This is a genomic window from Acinetobacter sp. Tr-809, assembly GCF_011753255.1.
Taxonomy (GTDB): domain Bacteria; phylum Pseudomonadota; class Gammaproteobacteria; order Pseudomonadales; family Moraxellaceae; genus Acinetobacter.
The window spans coordinates 21,692-46,163 of sequence record NZ_VWVZ01000002.1 but is presented as its reverse complement, the minus strand read 5'-3'; the positions used below and the strand labels follow the sequence as shown (position 1 = coordinate 46,163).

The following is a 24,472-nucleotide window of genomic DNA, read 5'->3' as shown; positions in this document are numbered from 1 at the left end:
TTGCATCGGCATCCTCAAGAATAGAAAAAGGGATAACGATGAATACTCAAGCATATGACTACATTATCATTGGCGCAGGATCTGCCGGAAATGTGCTCGCAACACGTCTGACTGAAGACAAAGACGTGACTGTTTTACTCTTGGAAGCAGGTGGTCCAGACTACCGTTTAGATTTCCGTACTCAAATGCCAGCTGCTTTGGCTTTTCCATTACAAGGCCGTCGCTATAACTGGGCCTATGAAACCGATCCTGAACCATACATGAACAATCGTCGTATGGAATGTGGTCGTGGTAAGGGTTTAGGTGGTTCTTCCCTGATCAATGGCATGTGCTATATCCGTGGTAATGCCATGGATCTGGATCAGTGGGCAACCATGAAAGGTCTGGAAGACTGGACCTATGCAGACTGCTTGCCGTATTACAAAAAAGCTGAAACTCGTGATATCGGTGGTAATGACTACCATGGTGACCAAGGTCCTGTGTCAGTCGCAACCCCTAAAAATGGCAACAATGTCTTGTTCCATGCCATGGTTGAAGCAGGCGTACAGGCGGGTTACCCACGTACCGATGACTTAAATGGCTATCAACAAGAAGGCTTTGGCCCAATGGACCGTACTGTGACCCCCAAAGGTCGCCGTTCTAGTACAGCCCGTGGTTATCTGGATATGGCTAAAGGTCGCCCGAATTTGACCATCGTCACGCATGCTACTACTAATAAAATCTTGTTTAATCAAAAACAGGCGGTGGGTGTGGAATATATTATTGGTGCAGACCAAGCCAATATGAAACAGGCACAAGCCAAACGTGAAGTGTTGCTCTGTGCAGGTGCGATTGCCTCACCACAAATCTTGCAACGTTCAGGTGTCGGTGAAAGCAATTTCCTGAAATCGATGGATATTGATGTAGTGCATGACTTGCCAGGGGTCGGTGAGAACTTGCAAGATCACTTGGAAATGTATCTGCAATATCAATGCAAGCAACCTGTTTCACTCTACCCTGCACTGCAATGGTATAACCAACCTGCAATTGGTGCAGAATGGTTATTTAATGGTACAGGCGTTGGTGCAAGTAATCAGTTTGAAGCGGGTGGCTTTATCCGTAGTTCAAAAGAGTTTGACTGGCCGAATATCCAATATCACTTCTTACCTGTGGCGATTAACTACAACGGTAGTAATGCGGTAAAAGAACATGGCTTCCAAGCCCATGTCGGTTCAATGCGCTCACCGTCACGTGGTCGCATCAAGCTGAAATCCAAAGATCCGTTTGAGCATCCAAGTATTCTGTTCAACTACATGTCAACTGAACAAGACTGGCGTGAATTCCGTGATGCGATCCGTATCACCCGTGAAATCATGGCTCAGCCTGCGCTTGATCCATATCGTGGTGAAGAAATTAGTCCGGGTAAACATATCCAAACTGATGCAGAGCTGGATGAATTCGTCCGTACGCATGCGGAAACAGCGTTCCATCCTTCATGCAGTTGTAAGATGGGCGAAGACGACATGGCCGTAGTCGATGGCCAAGGTCGCGTTCATGGCGTACAAGGCTTACGTGTGGTTGATGCCTCAATTATGCCATTGATCATTACAGGCAACTTGAATGCCACCACAATTATGATCGCAGAAAAAATTGCCGATAAAATCCGTGGTCAAAAACTCCCTCGCTCAGAAGCGGGTTATTACAAAGCGGGTACAGCACCTGTACGTCAAGCGCCGTTACGTCCAATACTATAAGGAAGATATTCCTCAGTGGATACCCGAAGCTCAGCTTCGGGTTTCACTTCATTCAGGGAGAAATGATGAAAAAAACTTTATTCTTAATTGCACCTTTGGCTTTTTACTTTCAAAGCACCCACGCCACTGAAATCCCTTCACCCTACTCGGCCAATATCACTGCGGCTAGCCAATACGTTTCTCGCGGTTTTCAACAAACTTGGGGTAAACCTGCCTTACAAGGTGGACTGGATTACAACCATGCCAGCGGTTTTTATGCAGGGACTTGGGCATCAACGGTAAGTGATCATTTTATTCGGGATGCCTCGGTCGAATGGGATGTGTATACCGGCTATAGCCGAAGTTTTGGTGATTTAACTATTGGCACCAAAGTCGCCTATTACTATTATCCTGGGGCAAAAACCACTGCGGATACAGGCAATACCCGTTTTGATTATGGGGAAATAATCCCAGAAATCAGCTATGGACCACTCAGCGTTAAATATGCGATTACCTATACCCAAGATTATTTTGGTAATAACTCGGATACTTTGGGCGTCGGCAACAATAAGCATTCACGTGGCTCGGGCTATTTGGATGTCAATTGGCACCAACCGATTACGCAAGGTTGGTCTGTCGATGCCCATTATGGTAATCAACGCATTAAAAACTTTTCTGCTGCCAGTTTCCAAGATGCCAGTTTTGCGGTCAACAAAGAACTACCCTACAATCTTTCTAGCAGTTTGACCTATAGCAAAGCATGGGATAAAGACGGTTTTTATCAGCAGTACAGTAATGGCAATCCCAATGCCAAAGTCTCCAATCCGATTGATTCAACCGTGACTTTATCATTAACCAAAAGCTTCTAATCCTCACTGGATCAAGTCTTCTGACATAAAAAAGCCGCTTCATTGAAAGCGGCTTTTTAAAATCTTGGATGTTATGGCTTGATCAATTCAATCGTTGAGCCTACGCGTTTTGGATCAATCAGAATCTTGGCATGTTGCTCTGGATCACGCAGCGCTTCAAAGGCATTGCCAACACCCTCCAAACCGACCACACCTGTAATTAATGGTGAACAATCGACTTTACCTTCCGCAATCATATGCAGCGTGTCACGGAACTCAAGTGGGGTATAACCCAGCACATACTGGATTTCTAGCTCTTTATTAATCGCCAACGCAGGTTCGATCTTGTCGCTTTGCATACAAACCCCCACGCCCACGATACGTGAGAATAGCGGTGCCCCCTCCAATATCTGCTGCATGATCCCTGCTACACCCACACATTCAAAAATCACCGGACGCTTCGGCAATATCCCGAGTTTATCCCCCACACGCATGGCATTCACCCACGGTAATGAGTAAGTTTGAACTTTATCAAAAATCCCCATGCCCATATTCACTGCTTCAGAAACATTGCCCAATAAGCCAAGCTCTTTCCAACTACCAAATGGAGACTGTTGTTTAGGATCAATCAAGACATCCGCACCACATTGCTCAGCCAAACGACGACGGTTCGGTGAAAAATCACTGGCAATCACGGTTTTAACACCTGCTGCTTTGAGCATAATGATCACGCCCAAGCCGACAGGACCACAGCCAATCACAATGGCAGGCTCGTTTTTCTTGATTCGACTGCGACGTACCGCATGTAAGGCAACCGCCATTGGTTCAGTCAGCGCGGCACGATCCGCATCTAAACCATTCGGCACTTCAAACATCAGACTCGATTGTACCAAGACTTGTTCTGCATAACCGCCAGAAGCACTTGGCGATAGTCCAGTCGGTACATAGCCTTGTGGATCAACATTTAACAAGGGCATGGCACAGACCAAAGTATCCGCTTTCAATTTACGCCGTGTTTTTGGACCATAATCCAAGACTTTACCGCAGAACTCATGCCCGAAAACCAATTTATCCGAGGACTTTGCCACCCCATTGAATCCAACTCGTGCTGCCAAATCATGCATATGATCACAGTGATGCTGCATGTGTAAATCAGAACCACAGATACCGCAACGTACCACTTCAAGTAAGACTTGCCCCTTTGCAGGAACCAATTGAAGGCTGTCTTCCAGTTTTAACTCAGCGTTATGACAAATCAGAGATTTCATTGAATGCTTTCCTTTTTGTTTTATTCCCATTGTTCGCTGTTAGCACTTTGACCTGTTGTAATGCCAAGCCAACAATACATGCCTCAATCCTGACAAGGATAATTGTCAAAAACTATGACCTAAATATCAATATATCGCAGCAATAAAGTCAGCAGTTGGTCCATTTTAGAATAGTTCCAATGATTAAAAAAAAATTTGAAAATTATTCTCTTTTAACTTCAATTAGATAAATCTAGTTTTCTAAATAACTTCCCTATTTTTATTAAAATGATCAAATTTAAACCTTGCATTTAATAGTGTCATTATGCCAATATATATTTACTGGCTTTAAGCCACTATAAAATAGAAGTTAAAAATGACGATTCAACTTATGACAGCTCAAGCCAATGTTCCCATCGAGTTTTTGCAGTTTTCAGGTGGTGAGCGTCATATTCAACTACAGCCTGAGTTACTAAACCAATTACAGGCTGACACTCAGATCAAAGCCTCACTACAGAACAGCGCAGATTTGATGGATTATCTATTACTGGAAAATGTGTTACTAGAACAAGGCACTCGTCTTTCGGTAGAAATCCCCTATTTTCCCTATGCACGTCAAGATCGTATCTGTGCACAAGGTCAGGCCTTCTCTCTGAATTTAATGACCAAGTTATTGAATAGCAATAGCGAAAAATTTGCAGGACAGCGTCAGAAAATTGTGGTGTGGGATTGTCATAGCTCAGTGACGCTTGAGCTGTTACGCAAAAATACCAGCTTCAAAGAAGTGATCAATATCGAACCGATTGAGATTATCCAGCAAAGCCCAGCATTGATGCAGATTTTAAGTGCTGACAATACCGTATTGATCTGCCCTGATGCAGGTGCAGCACAACGTACCCAAGCGATTGCAAATGGCATCAATCAGCAACGCCAACAAGCCATTGAAGTGATTCGCTGTGAAAAGAAACGCGATCCAAGCACTGGCAAAATTAGAACAACGGCGGTGGATAGCCCTGATTTGACAGGAAAAACAGCCGTGATCACCGATGATATTTGTGACGGTGGTGCAACCTTTATTGGTATTGCCAAACAACTACGCAGCCTAAACTGCCAAAACATTATTTTGTATGTCACGCATGGCATTTTTAGCAAAGGTCTCGCGGTATTTGATGGCTTGGTCGATCAGGTGTTTACTAGCAATAGCCTGCCACAAGCTGAAGCAAGCAAACTCAATATCATCAATTTTCAAAATTAAGATTAAAGCGAGAGGCCGATAAAAATGAGTATTAAAATTAACCCACTCAATGCAATTGATTTCTATAAAGCAGACCACCGTCGCCAGTATCCAGTGGGAACTGAATACGTCTATGCCAACTTTACCCCACGTTCATCACGTTTAGCCAAAATGCTACCTGACTTTGATGACAAGATTGTGTTCTTTGGTCTGCAAGGCTTTATCAAACACTTTTTGATTGAAACTTGGAATGAAGGCTTCTTCAATCAACCTAAAGCCAAAGTGGTGGCAGCCTATAAACGCCGTATGGACAACGCTTTAGGTGAAGGTGCGGTGCCTGTCGAGCACATCGAAGCCTTGCACGATCTTGGTTATTTACCATTAAAAATTAAAGCTTTGCCAGAAGGTAGCCGCGTCAATATCAAAGTGCCGGTATTGACCATTATCAACACTGATCCGAATTTCTTTTGGTTAACCAACTATATTGAAACCGTGCTCAGTGCCGAGCTCTGGAAAAGCTGTACCACCGCCAGCATTGCCTATGAATACAAACGCTTGTTGACCCAATATGCAGAAAAAACAGGTGCACCTTTAGACTTTGTTGCGGTTCAAGGCCATGATTTTAGTAGCCGTGGGATGAGTGGGATCTATGATGCAGCCCAATCAGGTGTGGGGCACTTGACCAGTTTTATCGGTACCGACTCAGTTGCTTCAATTGACTATGCAGAAGAATATTACAATGCAACAGGTGTCGTAGGCGTTTCAGTGCCTGCAACAGAACATAGCGTGATGTGTATGGGCAGTGAAGAAAGTGAAATCGAGACCTTTAGACGTCTGATCTGTGAACTTTATCCTGCTGGTGTAGTCAGTATCGTTTCAGATACTTGGGATTTCTGGCGTGTGATTACCGAGTTTAGCGTGGAATTAAAAGCAGAGATTTTAAAACGCCAACCGAATGCCCTCGGGCTCGCCAAAGTGGTGTTTCGCCCCGACTCAGGTGATCCCGTAAAAATTATCTGTGGCGATCCTAATGCAGAGAAAGATAGCCCCGCTTATAAAGGTGCAGTGCAATGTTTATGGGAGATTTTTGGCGGCACAGAAACAGCGCAAGGCTATAAAGTACTGAATGAGCGTGTTGGCTTAATCTATGGTGACTCGATTACCCTAGAACGTGCACAAAATATCTTAAAAGGTTTAGAAGCCAAAGGCTTTGCTTCCAATAATCTAGTCTTTGGAATTGGCAGCTATACCTATAACTATTTAACTCGTGATAGCTTTGGTTTTGCCGTAAAAGCCACTTGGGGTCAGGTCAACGGTGTCGGTCGCGAACTGTTTAAAGACCCAATGACCGACTCAGGTGTTAAAAAATCAGCCAAGGGCTTATTACGGGTTGAACAAACTGAGAATGGTTTTGAGCTTTTTGATCAACAAAGCTTTGAACAGGAGAATATGGGTGCACTGCAAACAGTATTTGAAAATGGTCAACTGTTAAGAGAATGCTCGCTTGATCAAATTCGGGAGAGATTGGTCTAAAACGATCTCAAGATCGCTAGTTTGCAGTTCATCTACGTTACATCATGAAAGGCGGCATGGATGCCGCCCATTTAACGATCTTGCATGAAGTTCATAATGTTATTTTGAACTTGGCTGAAGATGTAGCATCGGCTAATCACTCGCAATGAAAGATTTCTGCTTAGGCTTTATCCCTAAAAGTATACAATTGCCAATACACAAAAGTTTTGATTTCTCGATAACTGCTGTCGCTACGCTGAAACAAGCTAAACTGTTTTTTCATTTATAAACAGCGCATTCAAATCTATACAAAACCTTTATACTTGATTCACTCATCCATGAGATAACGCTAAATGACCTATACGTCCGAACAGGAATACCTTGCCCACTACAAAAAAACAGACTATGACACCCCACTGTTTATGGTCGATATGGCAATTTTTTCTGTTGCAAAAGGTCAATTACAGGTCTTAATGATTCAGCGCTCCAACTTTCCCGAAAAAGGCAAATGGGCGCTACCAGGTGGCTTTGTCGATTTAAAAACCGACCCAGACTTAATGGCAACGGCACACCGTAAACTACTTGAAAAAACAGGGATTCATTCCCCTTACCTAGAACAAGTCGAAACCATTGGCAATCAACATCGTGATCCACGCGGCTGGTCGATTACCGCTTTATATTTTGCCCTGATTGATTTTGACAAATTTGAAATTCAAGCAAGTCACACCACTGAGCATAGTCAATGGCTTCCAATCGATCAGGCATTACAGCTGGATTTAGCTTTTGATCATCAACAGCTGCTCCAACTCGCTTATGATCGACTTGGCAATAAAACCCGTTACACCGCTCTACCCGCCAGTCTCATGCCTGAGCTTTTTACCCTGACCGAATTACAAACCATTTATGAAATTATTCTCGGTCATACATTAGAAAAGAAATCATTCAGACGGCGTATGCAGGAAGCAGGTGCAGTTGAAGAAACAGGACAGCAAAAAATTGTCGGCAAACGCCCCGCTCAATTGTTTCGCTATGCACTGGAAAGCTATAATTTCACCTTTCCGCGTATGCTGGAAACACCACGCAACAACGCTGAAAATGAAAAGAGCTAAGATATTTCTAGCTTAGCTCCAATTGCTGATGGTTTAAGTTTACTTCCACGTTTGACGAATCAAATCCACGGCTTTCTCAGCAATCATAATCGTCGGTGCATTGGTATTGCCATTCACCACCGTTGGCATAATCGACGCATCAATAACTCGCAGCCCCTCAATGCCATACACTTTCAGTTCAGGATCGACCACTGCCATCTCGTCCACACCCATTTTACAACTACCGACTGGGTGATACACCGTATCGACACGTTGACGTAAAATCTCACGGATTTCATCATCAGACTGTACATTGGCTGTAAACATATCTTCTTTAATTTTTTCACTTAAAGCAGGTGCGTTCATCAACTTTTGTGTGACCTTGTAGCCATCGACCATATCCTGAAGATCTTGCTCATCCTCAAGGAATTTAAAGTCAATCAGTAATGGATCATCCACATTTTTACCACTGAGTTTGACCGAACCACGCGCACGCGGATTCAACAAACACACATGGCATGAAATTCCATGTCCCATATGCATGGTTCGCGCATGGTTATCTACTACAGCAATGACAAAATGCAGTTGTAGGTTAGGCTTATCTAGCTCAGGACGGCTTTTTAAGAAACCACCACATTCTGCATAGTTAGTGGTAATCAAACCACGACGCTCTTTACGATAACGTCCAATCTGCTTGACTAGATCTAGGCTTCCACCCACTGACACCCCAAAGGTTCCATCCATTTGCTTGGTCTTATAAGCAAAAATAAAGTCAGGATGGTCATGCAGGTTTTCACCCACACCTGCTAAATCTTTAATAACGGGAATACCGTGCTTTTCAAGCTCTTGCCGTGGACCAACACCAGACAGCATCAACACTTGTGGCGATTGGAATGCACCCGCTGATAAAAGAACCTCTTTATTGGCTTGAACAACCGTGGTTTGGCCTTTATGTTTATATTCAACCCCGACAGCACGACCATTTTCAATCACAATGCGAGAAACACTGGCCTGCGTAATCACCTGTAGATTTGGACGCGTGCCTAAATATGGGAACAGATAACCTCGGGCAGCACTCCAGCGTTCGCCATTTTTTTGCGTAACTTGATAAACCCCAAGCCCTTCTTGTTCAGCACCATTGAAGTCATCATTCAGTGGATAATCCACCTGTTTCGCCGCTTCAATAAAGGTCTTTTGATAAGGATTGTCTGAACGTAATTCACTAACATTGAGGGGACCATGCTGTCCATGATATTCGTTACGAATGCGCTCGTTATGTTCTGATTTTATAAAATATGGCAATACATCTTGATACGACCAGCCTGTATTACCCAACGCAGCCCAATGATCATAATCACTGTGATGTCCACGAACGTATACCATCGCATTGATGGCAGAACTACCGCCTAAGCACTTACCACGCGGTTGATAGCCTTTTCGACCATTCAGACCTTTTTGGGGAATGGTTTCTAACGCCCAGTTATTAATTTTAGTCGGGATACTGATGACCGCTGCTGAAGGTGTATTCACCAACCAGCTATTCCCATCACCACCAGCTTCTAATAAACATACCGAAATATTTGGATTTTCTGATAATCGCCCAGCCAGTACCGATCCTGCTGAACCACCACCTATAATTACAAAATCAAAAGCTGTTTCTGTCATCGCTATACTCTGTTTTTTCTTTTTAAAAAGTGGAAGCATTATGCCGAACACGGCATTTAAACACTGTTGTAGTTGTCTAACCAATTCATATCAATAAAAGTAACTTAACTGGATATACCTACAATCACAATAATTAATTTAAAAATACATCAAAAGAATTTATCTAGATTCCCTTAAGAATCTTTTAGCTTTTATTATTAAACATTCTAGAATATGTTGATAATAAAACTAATTCGAGTTGATACTTCATGAAAATTAAGCAATTAATATGTCTTATTCCTTGTATACTTATAACTAACATCGCATTTGCCAATCCAAGTCCCAAAGAATTCTTTAATGACTACATAACATTAGGAGAGAATTTTGATCCTGCACTTGCAGGCTTATATTCAGATTCTGCAAAAATACATACCTACCGAAAATATCCTCATGGTCTAGAAAGAAGCATGGAACTTACAGGGTTACAATGGAAAATGTTGATTGCTAAAATCATGCCAATTGCCAAAGCTAGCGATGATCGCAGTAAGTTCTCAAATATAAAAATCACGCCTTTAACTAAAAAATATAAAATTAAGGCAGATCGTTATTCAACAAAAAAATGCTATACCGATAAAAGCTACTATATGATGATTGAACCTAAGGAGAACGGAGATTTTGAAATCATTGAAGAGTATATGGAAACACAACCCAACTCAAACTGCTAATTAATTTGGATAAGGTTATTTAAAATAGTATTTTCCCTTAATACGACGTTAAAACAGATTAAGCCTGAATAAAATAAAAAAATCCAGACGTAAAAAAACCGCTAACTTAGCGGTATTTTATCTCATCTTTTAAGATGATGGTCGGAGCAGTAGGATTCGAACCTACGACCCCCTGGTCCCAAACCAGGTGCACTACCAGGCTGTGCTATGCTCCGAAATTGGGGTGAATGACGGGATTCGAACCCGCGACAACCGGAATCACAATCCGGGGCTCTACCAACTGAGCTACATCCACCATCAAAACTTTGATTCTATATACCAAGCTGCCAAATGGCGCGCCTGACAGGATTCGAACCTGTGACCATCCGCTTAGAAGGCGGATGCTCTATCCAACTGAGCTACAGGCGCATAACGATGATAATACTATCACGATACTTCGCCGATATTTAAAACTATGTTTTTCAACATATTTTAAATGGTCGGAGCAGTAGGATTCGAACCTACGACCCCCTGGTCCCAAACCAGGTGCACTACCAGGCTGTGCTATGCTCCGATTTCTTTTCAGCTTTTATTGTATCGCACATCGTGCGGTACGGTGTGCATTCTAGGCTTGACGTTGCATCACGTCAACACCTAGTTTTAAAAAAAGTGATTTTTCCTTATCAAATGTATATTTAACAAGCATATTAACGCTTTAGCGAAGCACTAAAGTTCAACATTCGATCTAAAGGCAATTTTGCGCGTTCTGCCAAGGCTGGATCAACGTGTATTTCTTGATCAGCATGTTGTAATACATGCAAGATGCCATCAAGTTCATTCATCGCCATCCATGGACAATGTGCACATGAACGACAAGTTGCCCCCTCACCTGCGGTTGGTGCTTCAAATAACTCTTTATCTGGTGCGGCTTGCTGCATTTTATAAAAAATGCCTCGATCCGTTGCCACGATCATTTGCTTATGCGGTAAAGTCTGCGCTGCTTTGATCAGTTGCGAGGTACTACCAACAGCATCCGCAATATCTACCACCGATTCAGGTGACTCAGGATGGACCAATACAGCTGCATCTGGATATAACGCTTTCATCTGCGCAATACCACGCGCGCGGAACTCTTCATGTACGATACATGCGCCATCCCACAACAACATTTCAGCGCCTGTTTTCTTTTGAATATAGCGACCTAAATGCTGATCTGGTGCCCAAATAATTTTTTCACCCAAGCTATCTAAATGCTCAATGATCTCTACCGCACAACTAGAAGTCACCACCCAATCGGCACGTGCTTTGACTGCTGCTGAAGTATTGGCATACACCACCACGGTATGATCAGGGTGCTGATCACAGAATGCACTGAACTCATCTACAGGACAACCCAAATCAAGTGAACAGGTTGCTTCCAATGTTGGCATCAACACCGTTTTTTCAGGTGATAAGATTTTTGAGGTTTCCCCCATAAATTTGACCCCTGCAACCACCAATGTCGTTGCAGGATGATCACGGCCAAAACGCGCCATTTCTAATGAATCAGAAACACAACCACCTGTCAGCTCTGCAAGCTCTTGCACGTCAGGATCACAGTAATAATGTGCCACAAGTACTGCATTGCGTTTTTTAAGCTCTGCTGCAATTTGGGCAAACTTTTCTTGTTTCACTTCTGGGCTAAGACTGTTGTCCTTAGGCTCACCCAAACGATCTAAATGCGTCTGCACAATATTTTTGGCTTCGTTCGCAATTAAATTCGCATTATTCATAAAACGTCTTCTCTATCCTGCGTGCTTGCATCACTGCAAACTTTTAACGTGGGTAATAGGCGATCATTTGGGATAAATCACCTCGTCCACAAACCAGCTTATAAAAAAAGCCCCACTGTGGAGGCTTTATTATAACGCAAATTTATGAGCGATAATCGGCATTAATTTTGACATAGTCATAAGAAAAGTCACAGGTATAAACCGTGTCTTTTGCTGTACCACGACCGAGGTCAATACGAATGCTAATTTCCTTCTCAGCCATAACAGCTGCACCTGCTTCTTCGGTATAGTCAGGGTTTGCACCACCATCCAAGCAGATTTGTACATCGCCAAGCCAAACTTGAACTTTGCTACTGTCTAACTTTGGCACACCCGCCTTACCGATCGCCATCACAATACGTCCCCAGTTTGGATCTGAGGCAAATAAAGCCGTTTTGATGAGTGGTGACTCGGCAACACTATAGGCAACATCACAACATTCTTGAGTATTGGCTCCGCCTTCCACCTGAACTGTGATGAACTTGGTTGCACCCTCACCATCACGTACGATCAATTGTGCCAAACGATCCATAATACGAGCAAGTACCTCTAATACTTGCTGATAACGTACATCCTCTTGGCTCTGAATTTCAGCACCGCCAGCTAGACCTGTTGCAACAAAGATACAAGAGTCATTGGTCGAGGTATCACCATCAATGGTAATGCGGTTAAAGGAATGCTCAACCGTGGTTTGCAGTAAACGCTGTACCAATTCAGCACTAATCGGGGCATCGGTTGCAACAAAGCTGAGCATGGTCGCCATATTCGGACGAATCATGCCTGCGCCTTTGCTGATTCCTGTCATGGTATAGGTCACACCATCCAGCTCAAACTGTTCAGATGCACCTTTCGGTGTAGTGTCTGTGGTCATGATGCCTGATGCCGCGTCTGCCCAACGATCTGCATTTAGATCATTTAATGCAGGTTGAATACCTTGTACTAAACGTTCAATTGGAAGTTGCTCACCAATCACACCAGTTGAAAACGGTAAAATCTGATTTGCTTGAACACCCGTTAATTCAGCTAACTTGACACAAGTCGCTTCTGCATTTTTATAGCCTACCGTACCTGTTGCAGCATTGGCATTACCCGTATTGATGATCAGGTAACGTGGGGTATTTTCTGTTAAATGCTTTTTACTCAATTGAACAGGCGCAGCCGCAAAAGCGCTTTGGGTAAATACCCCTGCAACATTTGAGCCTTCAGCAAATTCAAAAATGACTAAATCTCGTCGATTTGGATAACGTACATACGCCTCAGTTGAGCCAATTTTTACACCCTGCACCACATGCATAAGTGGCATTGTTACGTCACCAACAGCCATTTTTAAATATCCATTCAACTTGTTATGAAAGGCTTAAGCTTATTCCAAAAGGCGATTAAAATCGAGTATTAACGACATGGATAATTTATAAAATAAAGTTAGTTTTTTTAGAATTATAATCAACATTGACTATCGTGATATGCGGCATGGATGCCGCTCGTTGGACAGGGGCTACATGGATGTGCCCTCTGTCCAACAAAAGATTTTTGTTACTTTTCATCCCTGAAAAGTAAAAGAATGCCTATACACAAAGCATTATGGTTCATTTCTAACTTATAAGGCTGTACCAAACTTTTAAATTATTTAAACCTCTTCTGTTCAATATTTAATAAAATCTGCTTCTTATCCAAACCACCTGCAAAACCCACCAAAGCCCCACTCGAACCAATCACCCGATGGCACGGCGCAATAATCGAAATCGGATTCTTACCATTAGCGGCTCCAACCGCACGTACGGCTTTTACATTACCCAACTGAATGGCAATGTCTTTATAACTGCGTGTTTCCCCATAAGGAATCGTCAATAAAGCCTGCCAGACCTGCTGCTGAAACGCAGTCCCCTGAAAGTCCAAAGGCAGATCAAACTGCTGACGTTGTCCTGCAAAATATTGTTCTAATTGTTGTTTAACGCGATGCAGCATTGGATGCTGTAGATCTTCCACCAATTCAGACAGTCGTACCCGCTTATGGTCTTCATTGTCCCACATCACAGCGACAAGTGCCTGATCATGAGCAACCAGTTTTAATGCACCCACAGGAGAATCCATGTACATATACACCAGTTGCATCACGCTCTCCTAAACCATTAATTTGATGATAACTTCATCAGTACAAGACCTGAAACGATTAAGACTGCTGCGATCATGCGCATCGCTGTCATCGGTTCATTCAAGATCAAAATGCCAACAACAAATGAGCCAACTGCTCCTATTCCAGTCCAAATGGTATAAGCCGTTCCAAGTGGTAAAGTCCGCATCGACATCGAAAGTAATACCACACTTAAAATCATGAAAACAATGGTCACGATACTTGGCGTTAACTTGGTAAATCCTTCAGACATCTTCATGGAATATGCCCAAATAACTTCAAAAATACCTGCCAAAATTAAAATTGCCCACGCCATTTTATTACGCTCAACTTTATCAAGTGTCGGGTCGTCCCAACGTGATTTTTTCGAGGGAGGTCGTCCTCCTAGGTGCAGTAGTGTACTGTGGAATTTTAAAAATATGTGATTTGTTCTGTATCTATATTGACTAAGCTTTTGAAAAAATGAAGTTCTTTATTTAATTCTACTGCTGCCAGATAATTTGATCGACCCGCATCAACTCACACGCACCATTGCCCGTATCTTCTCGAGATAAAGAGCTTTTCCAACGCCAACCATCTTTGGCTTGAATCTCAATCAGTGAGCCTTTTAAATACACCAAATCATCTTGTTTAATTTTTTTCATTTGTGCTGCAATTGTGGCATTGGCTGGTACAAGATGCATATTGGCACTGTGTGTTGCAATCTGCTGAAGTGAGATCGGAGGCTCGTGATTAACGGACCAACGATACCAACGGTTACTTTGAGAAATATCAATCTGTTTGTAGACCTCAGGATTGGTCATTTCACCCCAGCCAACGGCAATATCCATAGGAGAAAATTCAGCTTCACGCCCCAAGTTATAGTCTTCTCTTGAAAGCACGCGGAATGAACCTTCATAATTTTCTAATGCTACAACTTGCACACCTTGATGAGTCGTAATCTGGCTGATATCAGGTGTAGGCTTAATCCATTTTGTCCACAGCATCCAGCCGAGTGCAATCACCAGCAAGCCATACATCCATCTTGGCATGTTACTTATCCCGTTTATTTTGTAAGGCTCTTATCCATTGCTTAAATCGTGCTAAAACAGTTGAAATAAATTGCTGAATCAGACTTAAGAGATTTTCATCTTGCTGCTGATATTTATTCTGAGCGACTTGTGGTTTAGAGGTCGCCAGTTCCATTGGTTCATAATGCGGCATGGTTTGTTGTAGTTCCGCACCAAGATTCAAACGCTGCAATGCTGCCGTAACCTCTGAAACAGGGTCTTGATGATAAAGTGCTAAATGTCGTGCTTCTAAATCGATACAGTGCTCAATCAATAGCTCTGAAAAAGGGATTAATGCTTTCCTCACCTGCTGTGCTTCTACAGGGCTGCTCATATGCGGAATATAATAAAAACTCACATTCATACTGCCATCAGCAGGAATCAGCTCAAGTTGAGATAAAGATGATCTCTCCGTTTTTTCTTTCAGATGGGCATGCGAGTTTGTTTTATCTGTTATTGCATTGTGTTGTTGTTCTAAAGCCATTTATGCACCATGAATGACTCAAAAAAGATACTGTTAGTATAAACCAACAGTATCTCGAAAAAATGACATTTTAAACAAAATATCAGAACTTTAGCGAAAGGCCAGCACCATAGACCCAACCCGTTTTAGAGTCACTGGCGGTTTGCCAATTGGTCTCTTTACGTCCTTTGCTATAGCCATAACCAACATCAATAAAAGGCATGACTCGGTTCTTGACGATTTCATAACGGGTTTTAATCCCCACTTCAGCATCAGCAAGACCAGTTTTGGCGGCATACTTCGACTCATCTCGAATGACCCATTCCATTTCCAGATAAGGCTGCATAATCAACTTTTGAGTCAATAATAAATCGCGCTCAGTTTCGAGTACAAAACGCCATTGCTGATCTTGCCCGAAATAAACATGTGCATCTGTTTCAAAGAAATAAGGTGCCATACCATGTAAACCCACAACACCTTCGAATTGTTCCTTATCTAACTCTCGCTCAGCGTTATAACGGTAATTCACACCGGCCTGTACATCCCAGAAGTCAGCAATATTACGACTATAAAGTGCCGCAAGACTCTGTTCAGACTTTTCTGATTCAGCCTTGGCATAATCCGCAATGATGAATAATTTATTTTCATCGGTTCCAACCCAAGTTTTTAATTTGGATTTGAGCGTGCCCTGTCCATCTTCATCAAGCAGCCATTGTGTATCTAGCTGTGTTGCCTGATAGATTTGTCCACCATGCTCCTTGTAATGGTCAGCATGTTCATCTTTATTTTGTGTCTGCACAGAAACAGTTGAACTCTGATGTTGCGAATGATCCATAGAGGTATTCATTGGCATACTAGATTTGGCTGGCATATCCATTTGCATCATCTGATCATGTCCTTCATGCGCATACGCAAATGCACTCAAAGAAGTAACCACACCACCCATCGCCAGTAATTGCGTATAACGCTTCATTTTCGAAGATAGCTTAGTGATTTGCATGGCTCACTCCTTGTGAAGATTGAACAGATGTTGCTGGTACTGCTTTGCTTTCATCAACATTTGCGACAATTAACTTACTCATCATGCCCGCACTCATGTGATACAACAAATGACAATGGATTGCCCATTCGCCAATTTCATCCGCAGTCAACAAAGTTGTAATTGTTTTGCCTGGTGGCACAATAACAGTATGTTTATTTGGCATATCTTGCGGTGCTTGACCATTTTCCAATTGCATAAACATGCCGTGTAAATGCATCGGATGCGCCATCATACTGTCATTGACAAACTTAAGACGAATACGCTCACCATAACGAACGGTTAAAGGCTTAAAGTCAGGATCACTAAATTTCTTCCCATCAATGGTCCAGATATAACGTTCCATGGTGCCGCCCAAACGAATCACCAATTCACGCTCTGCAGGACGGCTATAGCTGTCAGGTTGTGGTTGTAATGATTTCAAGTCTGCGTAACTTAAAGCTTTATGACCTGTTGGTGTTGCAGCATTGGCCCAACCTTGAACAGTATCTGAATTTCCTTTTTCAGGAGAAGCCACCATCTGGTGCTGGCTATGGTCAGAACTTACTGGAACAGACATATCCATCTGAGCATGTGCACTGTGGTCCATATCAGCCATGTTCATCTGCTCATGCGAGCTATGATCCATCGCTGCTTGTTGCGTCGGTGCAACTTGGGCTTTATCCTGTGGCATCTGATGCTGACTATGATCCATATTGGCCATATTTATTGACTGATCTGAGCCATGATCCATTTTGCTCATATCCATCTGACCATGCGAAGCATGATCCATCCCCATATCTTCCATCGTCAATAGTGCACGTGGACGTGCTTTAGGGATTTGAACCTTTTGCGTATTCGGAGTCGCGCTATTGTGCAGTGAAGCGATTGCAAATCCAGAACGATCAATTGACTCTGCTTCAATTTGGTAATGCGCCTGCTTAGGTTCCACCAACACATCATAGGTTTCCGCTGTACCAATACGGAACTCATCCACTGGAACAGGCTTCACAGGCTGACCATCGGCACTGACCACAGTCATTTTTAAATTTGGAATACGTACATCAAAAAAAGACATTGCTGAGGCATTAATAAAACGCAAACGAACCTTTTCACCCGCGTTAAAAGCGCCTGTCCAATTCTGCTGTGGTGTTTGACCATTGACTAAATAGGTATAACCCGTCACATCTGCCAAATCAGTTTTGGCCATTCGCATCTGATTCCACATCGAACGGTCTTGCCAAGTTGCTTTTAGGCCTTGCTGTTTTATCTGTTTCCAGACATCGCCAACAGTTTCACGTTGGTCCTGATAATGCTCAGCAGACTTTTTCAGATTCGCCATGATCTTGTCACTTTCGGTTTCATGGAAATCTGACAACATCACCACATAATCACGTTCAGCCTTTTCATGTGCAGCGACGGGCTGTTTGCCTTTCGGATAAATTACCAAAGCGCCATATAAGCCATCTTGCTCTTGTCCTTTGCTATGTGCGTGATACCAGTAAGTTCCGTTCTGGCGAACTTTAAAACGATACTCAAAACTACCATTCGGTTTAATGCCTTTGAAACCGTTAAAACCAGGCACACCATCCATCAAACCAGGTAACAACAATCCGTGCCAATGCAGTGAAGTGTCTTGATCTTTCAATTGGTTATGCACATGAATGACCGCTTCATCACCTTCTTCAAACTCTAAAAGCGGTGCAATAAATTTGCCGTTTACAGTGATGCGCTTCACTGGTTTTCCAGTGACATTCACCGTGCCTTGATTGATATTCAGATGATATTCTTTAATTGCAGCCAAACTATAAGGTGCAAACAATAGGCTTAAGCTAGCAATGACACCAGCATATATTTTTGAGGACATGATATTTTTCCTAATCTGTTAACTTTTCAAATTGCTCGTTTCTCTGGGATATAGAGAAACAGCCTGTAAAGACAGATCAGGTTCTAGGAGGGCGTAAAATCTCTTGCCAATAGCCAGCAAGATGTCGAGCCTGATAGGCCGTATTAATATGCGTACTGAGCTCTAGAAAAGGTGAAGAGGACAGACTTGGTGTCTGTTGATCCACAGCAAGATTAACCGTTTGGCAATGTGAGGAACTATTGCAGTCCTGACAGTGCACTGTATCTTGCATCATTCCTTCATGACATTTCACAGAATTACCCGAATGGGCATGTGGCATTTGATGATGTTGATCCATCATTTGCTGGTCATGACAAGACATGGTTTGAAGTGTTGTAGAGGTCGTTTGATCAGATTGAAGGGTTTGAACTGCTGCAACAGCCACACTGCTTCCCCCGATGAAAAATATCATCAGGAATACAAACCACAGATGTTTGTATTGCTTGCGGAGTTGCACTTGATATTCCTTGTTCCAATCATCAAAAATTAATTTAGTCTGCCTAGCATAATTTCTTTTATGGTTATACACAATGATCTGTGTGTTTGAATTTCGATAAATTCATCCCCAACCCGCCTCAAACTGCTGTTTTATCAAACGAATCGACACTTCGACATCGATGAGCAAAAACAAAGCAAAATGAAGAAGTTAATGCACAAAAAAAGGACAAAAAATTGTCCTTTTTTCATCATTTTGTTGTGAATATAAACAACTGAAATCATTTTGTTTATTTTAACAACATCTTATCCACCTGCTTATCAACATGGTTATCCACCCAGTTATAAACAAAGTTATCCACAAGCTTATGTGAAAAATAGGATGAAAACACTAAACTTCTGTTGCACCAACTTTTGCCAACTCTGCACGCATTTGGTCAATCACAGTTTTATAATCGGGTTGACCAAAAATTGCTGAACCGGCAACGAACATATCGGCACCTGCTTCGGCAATTTCACGGATATTTGCCGGACCGACACCACCATCAACCTCTAAACGAATATCACGACCACTCGCATCAATAATTTTGCGTGCTTGACGCAGCTTTTCCAAAGTCATCGGAATAAATTTCTGCCCACCAAAACCAGGGTTTACGCTCATCAATAAAATTTGATCCACTTTATCTAAAACGTAATCAAGATGATGTAACGGCGTTGCTGGATTAAAAACCAAACCTGCTTTCGCACCGCCAGATTTGATTAACTGCAAAGAACGATCAATATGATCGGTTGCTTCAGGATGGAAAGTGATAATGTCTGCACCTGCTTCCAAGAAATCACCGATCATACGATCAACTGGTGAAACCATAAGATGCACATCAATCGGTGCTTTAATGCCATAATTTTTCAGTGCCTTGCAGATACCAGCACCAAAGGTTAGATTCGGCACATAGTGGTTATCCATCACATCAAAGTGCACAACGTCTGCACCTGCAGCTAAAACTTTTTCTACATCTTCACCTAAACGTGCAAAATCAGCAGATAAAATCGAAGGCGCAATTAAATAAGGCTTGGACATGGACGACCTGGCAAACTCTGAGAAAATAATGCCTTGATTATAACAAACTTAGACCGCCTAAGTCTGTTACAAAGTCATTATTACGGCATTGCAAACTTGCAACACCACGTTGCATCTAGGCTATTTTTATCTGTTGCAAGCTTTGCTATGTTAATCGTTAGAACAAGAGGATGACTTTGAATGACCAATAGCAGCACTAAAATCACGACAAATGAAGGAAAACGGATCAGTAAACGTTTAGTGAATCACTGGAAGCATAAATTTGAAGTATTAGAGACTGAGCTGCATTCAAAAATTTTCATGCCAACAGCAACGGTAACTCTTACGCCACATGAACAACACTTAGATGTGCTGATTGAAAATCAGCAAGAAGATGTTGCTCGTCTAGAACAGGTGGTTATTGATCATTTAAATCGTATGGCACAACAAGAATTTATTGTTGAATGGCAGCATCATTAAAAAAAGAAGCTCATATGAGCTTCTTTTTTTAACCTGCAACTTTTTCCAGTTGTATGGCATGGAACTGTAAGTGATCATCAATAAAACTTTGAATAAAGTAATAACCGTGGTCATAACCCTTATGTAAACGCAAAGTCAGATGTTGACCAACATCCAAGCAGGCTTGTTTAAACTTTTCAGGGTTTAATTGATCATAAAACTGATCATCTATACCTTGATCAATCAAAATTTCATCGAAAATTCGGCCGTTTTGTTGAACCAATGCAGTCGCATCATGCGCTAACCATTGCTGTTGATCTGCTCCAAGATATTGGCTAAATGCCTTTTCGCCCCAAGGACAAATACTTGGTGCACAAATCGGAGCAAAAGCAGAGACTGATTTAAATTGGTCAGGATATTTAAACGCCAAGGTCAAAGCACCATGCCCACCCATCGAATGTCCAAAGATACCAATTTGACTTTCCATGATTGGAAACTCTTGTAATACATGCGCATACAGTTCATCTACCAAATAAGATTCCATTTGGTAATGCTCTGCCCAAGGCTGTTGCGTCGCATTGATATAAAAACCTGCACCCTGCCCAATATCCCAATGATCCCCTTGTGCAACACCTTCACCACGTGGAGAAGTATCAGGCGTAATCAAAATCAGACTTAATCGAGCCGCCATCCGTTGGGCATGTGCTTTAATGGCGAAAGTATCTTCAGTACAAGTTAAACCTGCAAGATAGAACAAGGCTGAACATGCTTTTCCTTCTAAGGCAGCAGGTGGTAAATATACCCCAACCTTGCTCGTCCCTTTCAGATGTTGAGATTCAAGCTGATAAATCCGTTGCTCACCCTCAAAACAACGATTTTTTTGCAGTAGCTGCATGTTCATCATCCTGTGTTTTTGTAATATCTGTGGTTGCTATATTCTGTGTTGGGAATAAATACGGCTCCAGCTGCGGTAGCATGAGTTCCATATTACGTCCCATAGACCATTGTGGTTCAGAAGGCTCAACACCTTGTGCCACTTCCCACTTGGTCACGGTTTGTTTGGCTTGCTCAAATGCTTTTTTCATTGAATATTGTTCACGCATTGCCAAATCAAAGAATGCGCGACCAAAATAAGTATAGTCTGCCTCATTGTTACAGCCAAACGAGGTTTTATCCGCAGCAGAAGCGGTAATAATTAAGGTATCAGGTGATTGCAATGCTGGAATAAAGCTACCTGAATAACAGGCTGAAATTACGATCACTCGCCAACGAATCCCAGATTTATCCAGTGTTTCTCTTAACCATTTTGGATCAACTTGACCTAAATCCAAGGGCGCATTTTCAATTTCAAAATGATTGCGTTCACCATGTGAAGTCATATACAGAAACAACACATCGCTATCACGATTCATTTGCTGACCAATACGGCGTAAAGCCAATTCCATACTGGTTTTAGATGCAATTGGCACCTCTAAACGCGTCGCTGGATTATTAATCAGCATAATAGAACGACCAAATGTTCCAAAACGCGTATCAAACTGCTCTCTTATACGCTCAATTTCAGATTTAAACACATCCACATAGCTATCGCCTGCCACGCCCATAAAATACCAGTGGCTTTTAGCAATATCACCATATTGAATTTGATCAAGTGCTTTATCTAGCAAATGGCTTTGTGCGTAGAAAGCATCTTCGGCAAAACTAGGCGGTGTTTCTTCGACTTTCCAAATCGGCTGATCTTTCACTGAAAGTTGCCAAACCACCATGGTCGCAATGGTTGCTACAAAAACTAAGGCACGTTCCCACCACGGCCAGTTTAAGGCGCGTGAAAAAACCCAAATGACAGCCAGACTTTGCCAAACAAATAGCCCAACAAACAATGGCGGTAAGAAACCGTTATAAATAGTATCAGGAATAAAGTTGAGATAGCCGTTTGAGCCAAGATACTGAATGATGCATTGTAAAAGCAAAATATTGGTATCGAGTACTAACCACAACAATGCAGGCACCAACATCAAACGCGGTTGGTTCATACGTTGCGAAAGGAAAATACCCACAATGAGGGCAATAAAAGGCCAGAGTGCGTAACCAATCAAACCTTGCGAGTTAAACTCTCCGACTTGACCTGCCACTAACCAGCTATACAAAGAGTTAGTACAGCCTCCGAGAATACCCCAGATAATGAGTTGGGTAATTGAAGGATGTACTACCTGTAAGGAGCGACGAGACCCCAAGAACAACCACATTCCAGCAATTTGGTTACTTTTAAAATCATGCCAGATATTGATGGAGGGTTTAAGGTCTATCATAAAATTCTTCGGGAGTTTCTCTTTTCAAGCCTAAACTGAAAATATGCCATTCTCATTCTAGTCATGGAATGGACAGTACTTTTCCTAAAAAACGCGATGCGCGACTGTAGTGTAAGCTCGACAAGAATTTTTTAGCAATCATGCTTTTGCACTATATCACAAATCTTTACTGAGCATTGACGCAAGCCAAACAATCATCTCATTTTGAGTTAAATTTTACCTTTTGGAAAATATGCATCAAAACGACATGCATCACCTAGCCATTGATGATCAGGCGTTTGATTTGCCAGATAAACTGCATGTCTTGGACGTTTCACAATCACGCGCTTGGCAATCTGTTGCGCTAAATGCAATAGCTGATCACCTAAATCCATTTCCCCATCTTCTGGCAATAACATATGCAATAATTGCATCTGCTTTTTGACTTGTGCCTGTTTCTTTACAGCCTGCTGATTTTGATCACGCTGTGGGAACATTGGATCTAAATACACCACATCCACCTGCTCGCCTTGCTGACCCAACTGCTGTAAATAAGTATTTGAATCTGCAAAGACTAGTTGAATCCGCTGCATAGATGTTTGTAGGAAAGGATCTTGCTCAGCATGGGCTTTACTATATTCCAGTAACACAAACAGAATCGGATGACGTTCAACCAAACGTACATCTGCACCAAGATATGCCATGAGTAAACTATCATGACCTAAGCCAGCAGTCGCATCAATTAATGTTGGCTTCTCGCCCAGTTGACAGGCTCTGGCAATCATTTCAGATTTTAAACTGGCTCTTTTTAGACGAGGAATTTCCGCGCGCCAATCAGGTTGCATTTTCATCCCATTGGCTGCGAGACTGAGCCCATCTTCATCCAAAACCAATGCCATGTCAGGATTCAAACGTAAAAACCGTGCATTAATTTTTTCAACCACCTGCCCGTTGAGCTGTACATTCAGCTCAGCCAAACGTGTTTGCAATTGCAGAAATTGCTGCTCACATTCCGCTGGATACCAACATCGCATTTGCATTACCAATGCACCCAACCTGTCCACCATGTTGCCAAGATAAATAAGCCAAACACAATACGATAGTATGCAAATGCGGTGAAGTCATGCTTAGATACATAACGGATCAAAGCGCGAATCACCACCAAAGCTGAAACAAAGGCAACAATGATTCCAACAGCTAACACAGCCATATCATTACTGTGCAACTCATGGCGCATCTTGTACATATCCAGTAAGCCTGCACCCATCAGCACTGGAATCCCTAAAAAGAAGGAAAACTCAGCTGCCGCTTTGCGTGATACGCCTAAGAATAATGAGCCAATAATGGTCGAGCCTGAGCGAGAAGTCCCGGGAATTAAAGCCAAACACTGAATCAAACCGATTAAGGTCGCTTGTTTAAAACTGAGATCATCCACTTCTTGAGTAACGATCTGATGTGGGCGACGCTCTGCCCATAAAATAATAAAGCCACCGACAATCAAGGCTATTGCAACAGTAATCGCATTAAATAAATAAGCCTTGACCACATCACCGAAAGTCAGACCAATAATCACAATTGGAATCGAGGCAATAATCAGATTCAGGCTTAAACGGCGGCCTTGCTCTTGTCCTGTGAGTGCACCAATCAGCGCCCCCCACAATTTACCCCAGTATTCATAAATGACCGCTGCAATCGCACCAATCTGAACAGCCACAGCAAACATATCTCTTTTTTCAACAGTCCAAAAATCCAGTAATTGACCTGTTAAAATAAGATGCCCTGTACTTGAAATCGGTAGAAACTCAGTAATCCCCTCTACCAAACCCATGATCGCTGCTTTAAATAGCAATAAAAGATCCATAATTA

The 24,472-nt window shown here is 42.4% G+C and carries 23 protein-coding genes and 4 tRNA genes; 7 read left to right on the top strand and 20 right to left on the bottom strand.

Annotated features, from left to right (window positions below):
• The first annotated feature begins 38 nt into the window (after positions 1-38).
• Both betA and F3J02_RS04360 read left to right on the top strand, forming a co-directional pair.
• Positions 39-1,733 carry a choline dehydrogenase gene (gene betA / locus F3J02_RS04365; RefSeq protein ID WP_167247908.1) on the top strand — a complete coding sequence of 565 codons (1,695 nt, stop codon included), beginning with the start codon at positions 39-41 and terminating at the stop codon, positions 1,731-1,733.
• A gap of 65 nt (positions 1,734-1,798) precedes the next feature.
• Positions 1,799-2,581: a TorF family putative porin gene (locus F3J02_RS04360; protein WP_167247907.1), complete on the top strand. Its 783-nt coding sequence runs from the start codon at positions 1,799-1,801 to the stop codon at positions 2,579-2,581.
• Positions 2,582-2,652: 71 nt separating this feature from the next.
• On the opposite strand, the gene F3J02_RS04355 is transcribed toward F3J02_RS04360, so the two are convergent.
• Positions 2,653-3,828, bottom strand: a complete 1,176-nt coding sequence (locus F3J02_RS04355) for a zinc-binding dehydrogenase (RefSeq protein ID WP_167247906.1) — start codon at positions 3,826-3,828, stop codon at positions 2,653-2,655.
• 355 nt (positions 3,829-4,183) lie between these two features.
• Here F3J02_RS04355 and F3J02_RS04350 point away from each other — a divergent pair, with 355 nt between their 5' ends.
• From F3J02_RS04350 to F3J02_RS04340, 3 genes are all read left to right on the top strand, one after another.
• A complete protein-coding gene (locus F3J02_RS04350) occupies positions 4,184-5,062 on the top strand; it encodes a phosphoribosyltransferase family protein (RefSeq protein ID WP_167247905.1) in 879 nt (292 codons plus the stop codon).
• 24 nt (positions 5,063-5,086) lie between these two features.
• Complete coding sequence (locus tag F3J02_RS04345; RefSeq protein ID WP_167247904.1) at positions 5,087-6,574, top strand: nicotinate phosphoribosyltransferase; 1,488 nt, start codon at positions 5,087-5,089, stop codon at positions 6,572-6,574.
• Between the two features lie 332 nt (positions 6,575-6,906).
• Complete coding sequence (locus tag F3J02_RS04340; RefSeq protein ID WP_167247903.1) at positions 6,907-7,662, top strand: NUDIX hydrolase; 756 nt, start codon at positions 6,907-6,909, stop codon at positions 7,660-7,662.
• 39 nt (positions 7,663-7,701) lie between these two features.
• Here the strand turns inward: F3J02_RS04340 and F3J02_RS04335 are convergent, their stop codons facing one another.
• A complete protein-coding gene (locus F3J02_RS04335; protein WP_167247902.1) occupies positions 7,702-9,306 on the bottom strand; it encodes a GMC family oxidoreductase in 1,605 nt (534 codons plus the stop codon).
• A gap of 248 nt (positions 9,307-9,554) precedes the next feature.
• On the opposite strand from F3J02_RS04335, the gene F3J02_RS04330 reads away from it, so the two are divergent.
• A complete protein-coding gene (locus F3J02_RS04330; RefSeq protein ID WP_167247901.1) occupies positions 9,555-10,010 on the top strand; it encodes a hypothetical protein in 456 nt (151 codons plus the stop codon).
• Between the two features lie 138 nt (positions 10,011-10,148).
• On the opposite strand, the gene F3J02_RS04325 is transcribed toward F3J02_RS04330, so the two are convergent.
• The 14 genes from F3J02_RS04325 to rpe form a co-directional block, all read right to left on the bottom strand.
• Positions 10,149-10,225, bottom strand: a tRNA-Pro gene (locus tag F3J02_RS04325).
• A gap of 4 nt (positions 10,226-10,229) precedes the next feature.
• Positions 10,230-10,305 (bottom strand) — tRNA-His (locus F3J02_RS04320).
• A 36-nt stretch (positions 10,306-10,341) separates the two neighbouring features.
• Positions 10,342-10,418: transfer RNA gene (locus F3J02_RS04315), tRNA-Arg, on the bottom strand.
• A gap of 68 nt (positions 10,419-10,486) precedes the next feature.
• Positions 10,487-10,563 (bottom strand) — tRNA-Pro (locus tag F3J02_RS04310).
• A 133-nt stretch (positions 10,564-10,696) separates the two neighbouring features.
• On the bottom strand, positions 10,697-11,761 hold the full coding sequence (gene nadA, locus F3J02_RS04305) for a quinolinate synthase NadA (protein ID WP_005151304.1): 1,065 nt from the start codon (positions 11,759-11,761) through the stop codon (positions 10,697-10,699).
• Positions 11,762-11,903: 142 nt separating this feature from the next.
• Complete coding sequence (argJ, locus tag F3J02_RS04300) at positions 11,904-13,124, bottom strand: bifunctional glutamate N-acetyltransferase/amino-acid acetyltransferase ArgJ (protein WP_167247900.1); 1,221 nt, start codon at positions 13,122-13,124, stop codon at positions 11,904-11,906.
• Positions 13,125-13,423: 299 nt separating this feature from the next.
• Positions 13,424-13,912 (bottom strand): methylated-DNA--[protein]-cysteine S-methyltransferase, encoded by a 489-nt coding sequence (locus F3J02_RS04295; RefSeq protein ID WP_167247899.1) that lies wholly within the window; start codon positions 13,910-13,912, stop codon positions 13,424-13,426.
• A 17-nt stretch (positions 13,913-13,929) separates the two neighbouring features.
• The gene (locus F3J02_RS04290; RefSeq protein WP_167247898.1) at positions 13,930-14,247 is read right to left on the bottom strand and encodes a DMT family transporter; all 318 of its coding nucleotides are present in this window, start codon (positions 14,245-14,247) and stop codon (positions 13,930-13,932) included.
• A gap of 166 nt (positions 14,248-14,413) precedes the next feature.
• Positions 14,414-14,962, bottom strand: coding sequence for a hypothetical protein (locus F3J02_RS04285; protein ID WP_167247897.1), 549 nt, complete (start codon positions 14,960-14,962; stop codon positions 14,414-14,416).
• Between the two features lies 1 nt (position 14,963).
• The gene (locus tag F3J02_RS04280) at positions 14,964-15,464 is read right to left on the bottom strand and encodes a cobalt transporter (protein WP_167247896.1); all 501 of its coding nucleotides are present in this window, start codon (positions 15,462-15,464) and stop codon (positions 14,964-14,966) included.
• A gap of 82 nt (positions 15,465-15,546) precedes the next feature.
• Positions 15,547-16,443, bottom strand: coding sequence for a copper resistance protein B (locus tag F3J02_RS04275; RefSeq protein WP_167247895.1), 897 nt, complete (start codon positions 16,441-16,443; stop codon positions 15,547-15,549).
• Entirely contained in the window at positions 16,430-18,328 is a 1,899-nt protein-coding gene (locus tag F3J02_RS04270; RefSeq protein WP_167247894.1) for a copper resistance system multicopper oxidase, read from the bottom strand. The genes F3J02_RS04275 and F3J02_RS04270 overlap by 14 nt, the downstream gene beginning before the upstream one ends.
• Positions 18,329-18,404: 76 nt before the next feature.
• On the bottom strand, positions 18,405-18,824 hold the full coding sequence (locus F3J02_RS04265) for a hypothetical protein (RefSeq protein WP_167247893.1): 420 nt from the start codon (positions 18,822-18,824) through the stop codon (positions 18,405-18,407).
• A gap of 369 nt (positions 18,825-19,193) precedes the next feature.
• Positions 19,194-19,880, bottom strand: coding sequence for a ribulose-phosphate 3-epimerase (gene rpe / locus F3J02_RS04260; protein WP_005151321.1), 687 nt, complete (start codon positions 19,878-19,880; stop codon positions 19,194-19,196).
• Positions 19,881-20,060: 180 nt separating this feature from the next.
• Here rpe and F3J02_RS04255 point away from each other — a divergent pair, with 180 nt between their 5' ends.
• Positions 20,061-20,339, top strand: a complete 279-nt coding sequence (locus tag F3J02_RS04255) for a DUF2218 domain-containing protein (protein WP_167247892.1) — start codon at positions 20,061-20,063, stop codon at positions 20,337-20,339.
• 28 nt (positions 20,340-20,367) lie between these two features.
• On the opposite strand, the gene fghA is transcribed toward F3J02_RS04255, so the two are convergent.
• The 4 genes from fghA to F3J02_RS04235 all read right to left on the bottom strand — a co-directional run bounded on the left by fghA (position 20,368) and on the right by F3J02_RS04235 (position 24,467).
• Entirely contained in the window at positions 20,368-21,213 is an 846-nt protein-coding gene (gene fghA / locus F3J02_RS04250) for an S-formylglutathione hydrolase (RefSeq protein WP_167247891.1), read from the bottom strand.
• Positions 21,182-22,627: a C13 family peptidase gene (locus F3J02_RS04245; protein WP_167247890.1), complete on the bottom strand. Its 1,446-nt coding sequence runs from the start codon at positions 22,625-22,627 to the stop codon at positions 21,182-21,184. Before F3J02_RS04245 ends, fghA begins: the two co-directional genes overlap by 32 nt.
• 209 nt (positions 22,628-22,836) lie before the next feature.
• Complete coding sequence (locus F3J02_RS04240; protein WP_167247889.1) at positions 22,837-23,646, bottom strand: class I SAM-dependent methyltransferase; 810 nt, start codon at positions 23,644-23,646, stop codon at positions 22,837-22,839.
• The gene (locus F3J02_RS04235) at positions 23,646-24,467 is read right to left on the bottom strand and encodes an undecaprenyl-diphosphate phosphatase (RefSeq protein WP_167247888.1); all 822 of its coding nucleotides are present in this window, start codon (positions 24,465-24,467) and stop codon (positions 23,646-23,648) included. The genes F3J02_RS04240 and F3J02_RS04235 overlap by 1 nt, the downstream gene beginning before the upstream one ends.
• Between the last annotated feature and the right edge of the window lie 5 nt (positions 24,468-24,472).

Excerpts from the sequence above, each read along its gene's own strand:
- betA (WP_167247908.1), top strand. The coding sequence starts at position 39 with ATGAATACTCAAGCATATGACTACATTATCATTGGCGCAGGATCTGCC.
- F3J02_RS04360 (WP_167247907.1), top strand. The coding sequence starts at position 1,799 with ATGAAAAAAACTTTATTCTTAATTGCACCTTTGGCTTTTTACTTTCAA.
- F3J02_RS04355 (WP_167247906.1), bottom strand. The coding sequence starts at position 3,828 with ATGAAATCTCTGATTTGTCATAACGCTGAGTTAAAACTGGAAGACAGC.
- F3J02_RS04350 (WP_167247905.1), top strand. The coding sequence starts at position 4,184 with ATGACGATTCAACTTATGACAGCTCAAGCCAATGTTCCCATCGAGTTT.
- F3J02_RS04345 (WP_167247904.1), top strand. The coding sequence starts at position 5,087 with ATGAGTATTAAAATTAACCCACTCAATGCAATTGATTTCTATAAAGCA.
- F3J02_RS04340 (WP_167247903.1), top strand. The coding sequence starts at position 6,907 with ATGACCTATACGTCCGAACAGGAATACCTTGCCCACTACAAAAAAACA.
- F3J02_RS04335 (WP_167247902.1), bottom strand. The coding sequence starts at position 9,306 with ATGACAGAAACAGCTTTTGATTTTGTAATTATAGGTGGTGGTTCAGCA.
- F3J02_RS04330 (WP_167247901.1), top strand. The coding sequence starts at position 9,555 with ATGAAAATTAAGCAATTAATATGTCTTATTCCTTGTATACTTATAACT.
- nadA (WP_005151304.1), bottom strand. The coding sequence starts at position 11,761 with ATGAATAATGCGAATTTAATTGCGAACGAAGCCAAAAATATTGTGCAG.
- argJ (WP_167247900.1), bottom strand. The coding sequence starts at position 13,124 with ATGGCTGTTGGTGACGTAACAATGCCACTTATGCATGTGGTGCAGGGT.
- F3J02_RS04295 (WP_167247899.1), bottom strand. The coding sequence starts at position 13,912 with ATGCAACTGGTGTATATGTACATGGATTCTCCTGTGGGTGCATTAAAA.
- F3J02_RS04290 (WP_167247898.1), bottom strand. The coding sequence starts at position 14,247 with ATGGCGTGGGCAATTTTAATTTTGGCAGGTATTTTTGAAGTTATTTGG.
- F3J02_RS04285 (WP_167247897.1), bottom strand. The coding sequence starts at position 14,962 with ATGCCAAGATGGATGTATGGCTTGCTGGTGATTGCACTCGGCTGGATG.
- F3J02_RS04280 (WP_167247896.1), bottom strand. The coding sequence starts at position 15,464 with ATGGCTTTAGAACAACAACACAATGCAATAACAGATAAAACAAACTCG.
- F3J02_RS04275 (WP_167247895.1), bottom strand. The coding sequence starts at position 16,443 with ATGCAAATCACTAAGCTATCTTCGAAAATGAAGCGTTATACGCAATTA.
- F3J02_RS04270 (WP_167247894.1), bottom strand. The coding sequence starts at position 18,328 with ATGTCCTCAAAAATATATGCTGGTGTCATTGCTAGCTTAAGCCTATTG.
- rpe (WP_005151321.1), bottom strand. The coding sequence starts at position 19,880 with ATGTCCAAGCCTTATTTAATTGCGCCTTCGATTTTATCTGCTGATTTT.
- F3J02_RS04255 (WP_167247892.1), top strand. The coding sequence starts at position 20,061 with ATGACCAATAGCAGCACTAAAATCACGACAAATGAAGGAAAACGGATC.
- fghA (WP_167247891.1), bottom strand. The coding sequence starts at position 21,213 with ATGCAGCTACTGCAAAAAAATCGTTGTTTTGAGGGTGAGCAACGGATT.
- F3J02_RS04245 (WP_167247890.1), bottom strand. The coding sequence starts at position 22,627 with ATGATAGACCTTAAACCCTCCATCAATATCTGGCATGATTTTAAAAGT.
- F3J02_RS04240 (WP_167247889.1), bottom strand. The coding sequence starts at position 23,646 with ATGCAAATGCGATGTTGGTATCCAGCGGAATGTGAGCAGCAATTTCTG.
- F3J02_RS04235 (WP_167247888.1), bottom strand. The coding sequence starts at position 24,467 with ATGGATCTTTTATTGCTATTTAAAGCAGCGATCATGGGTTTGGTAGAG.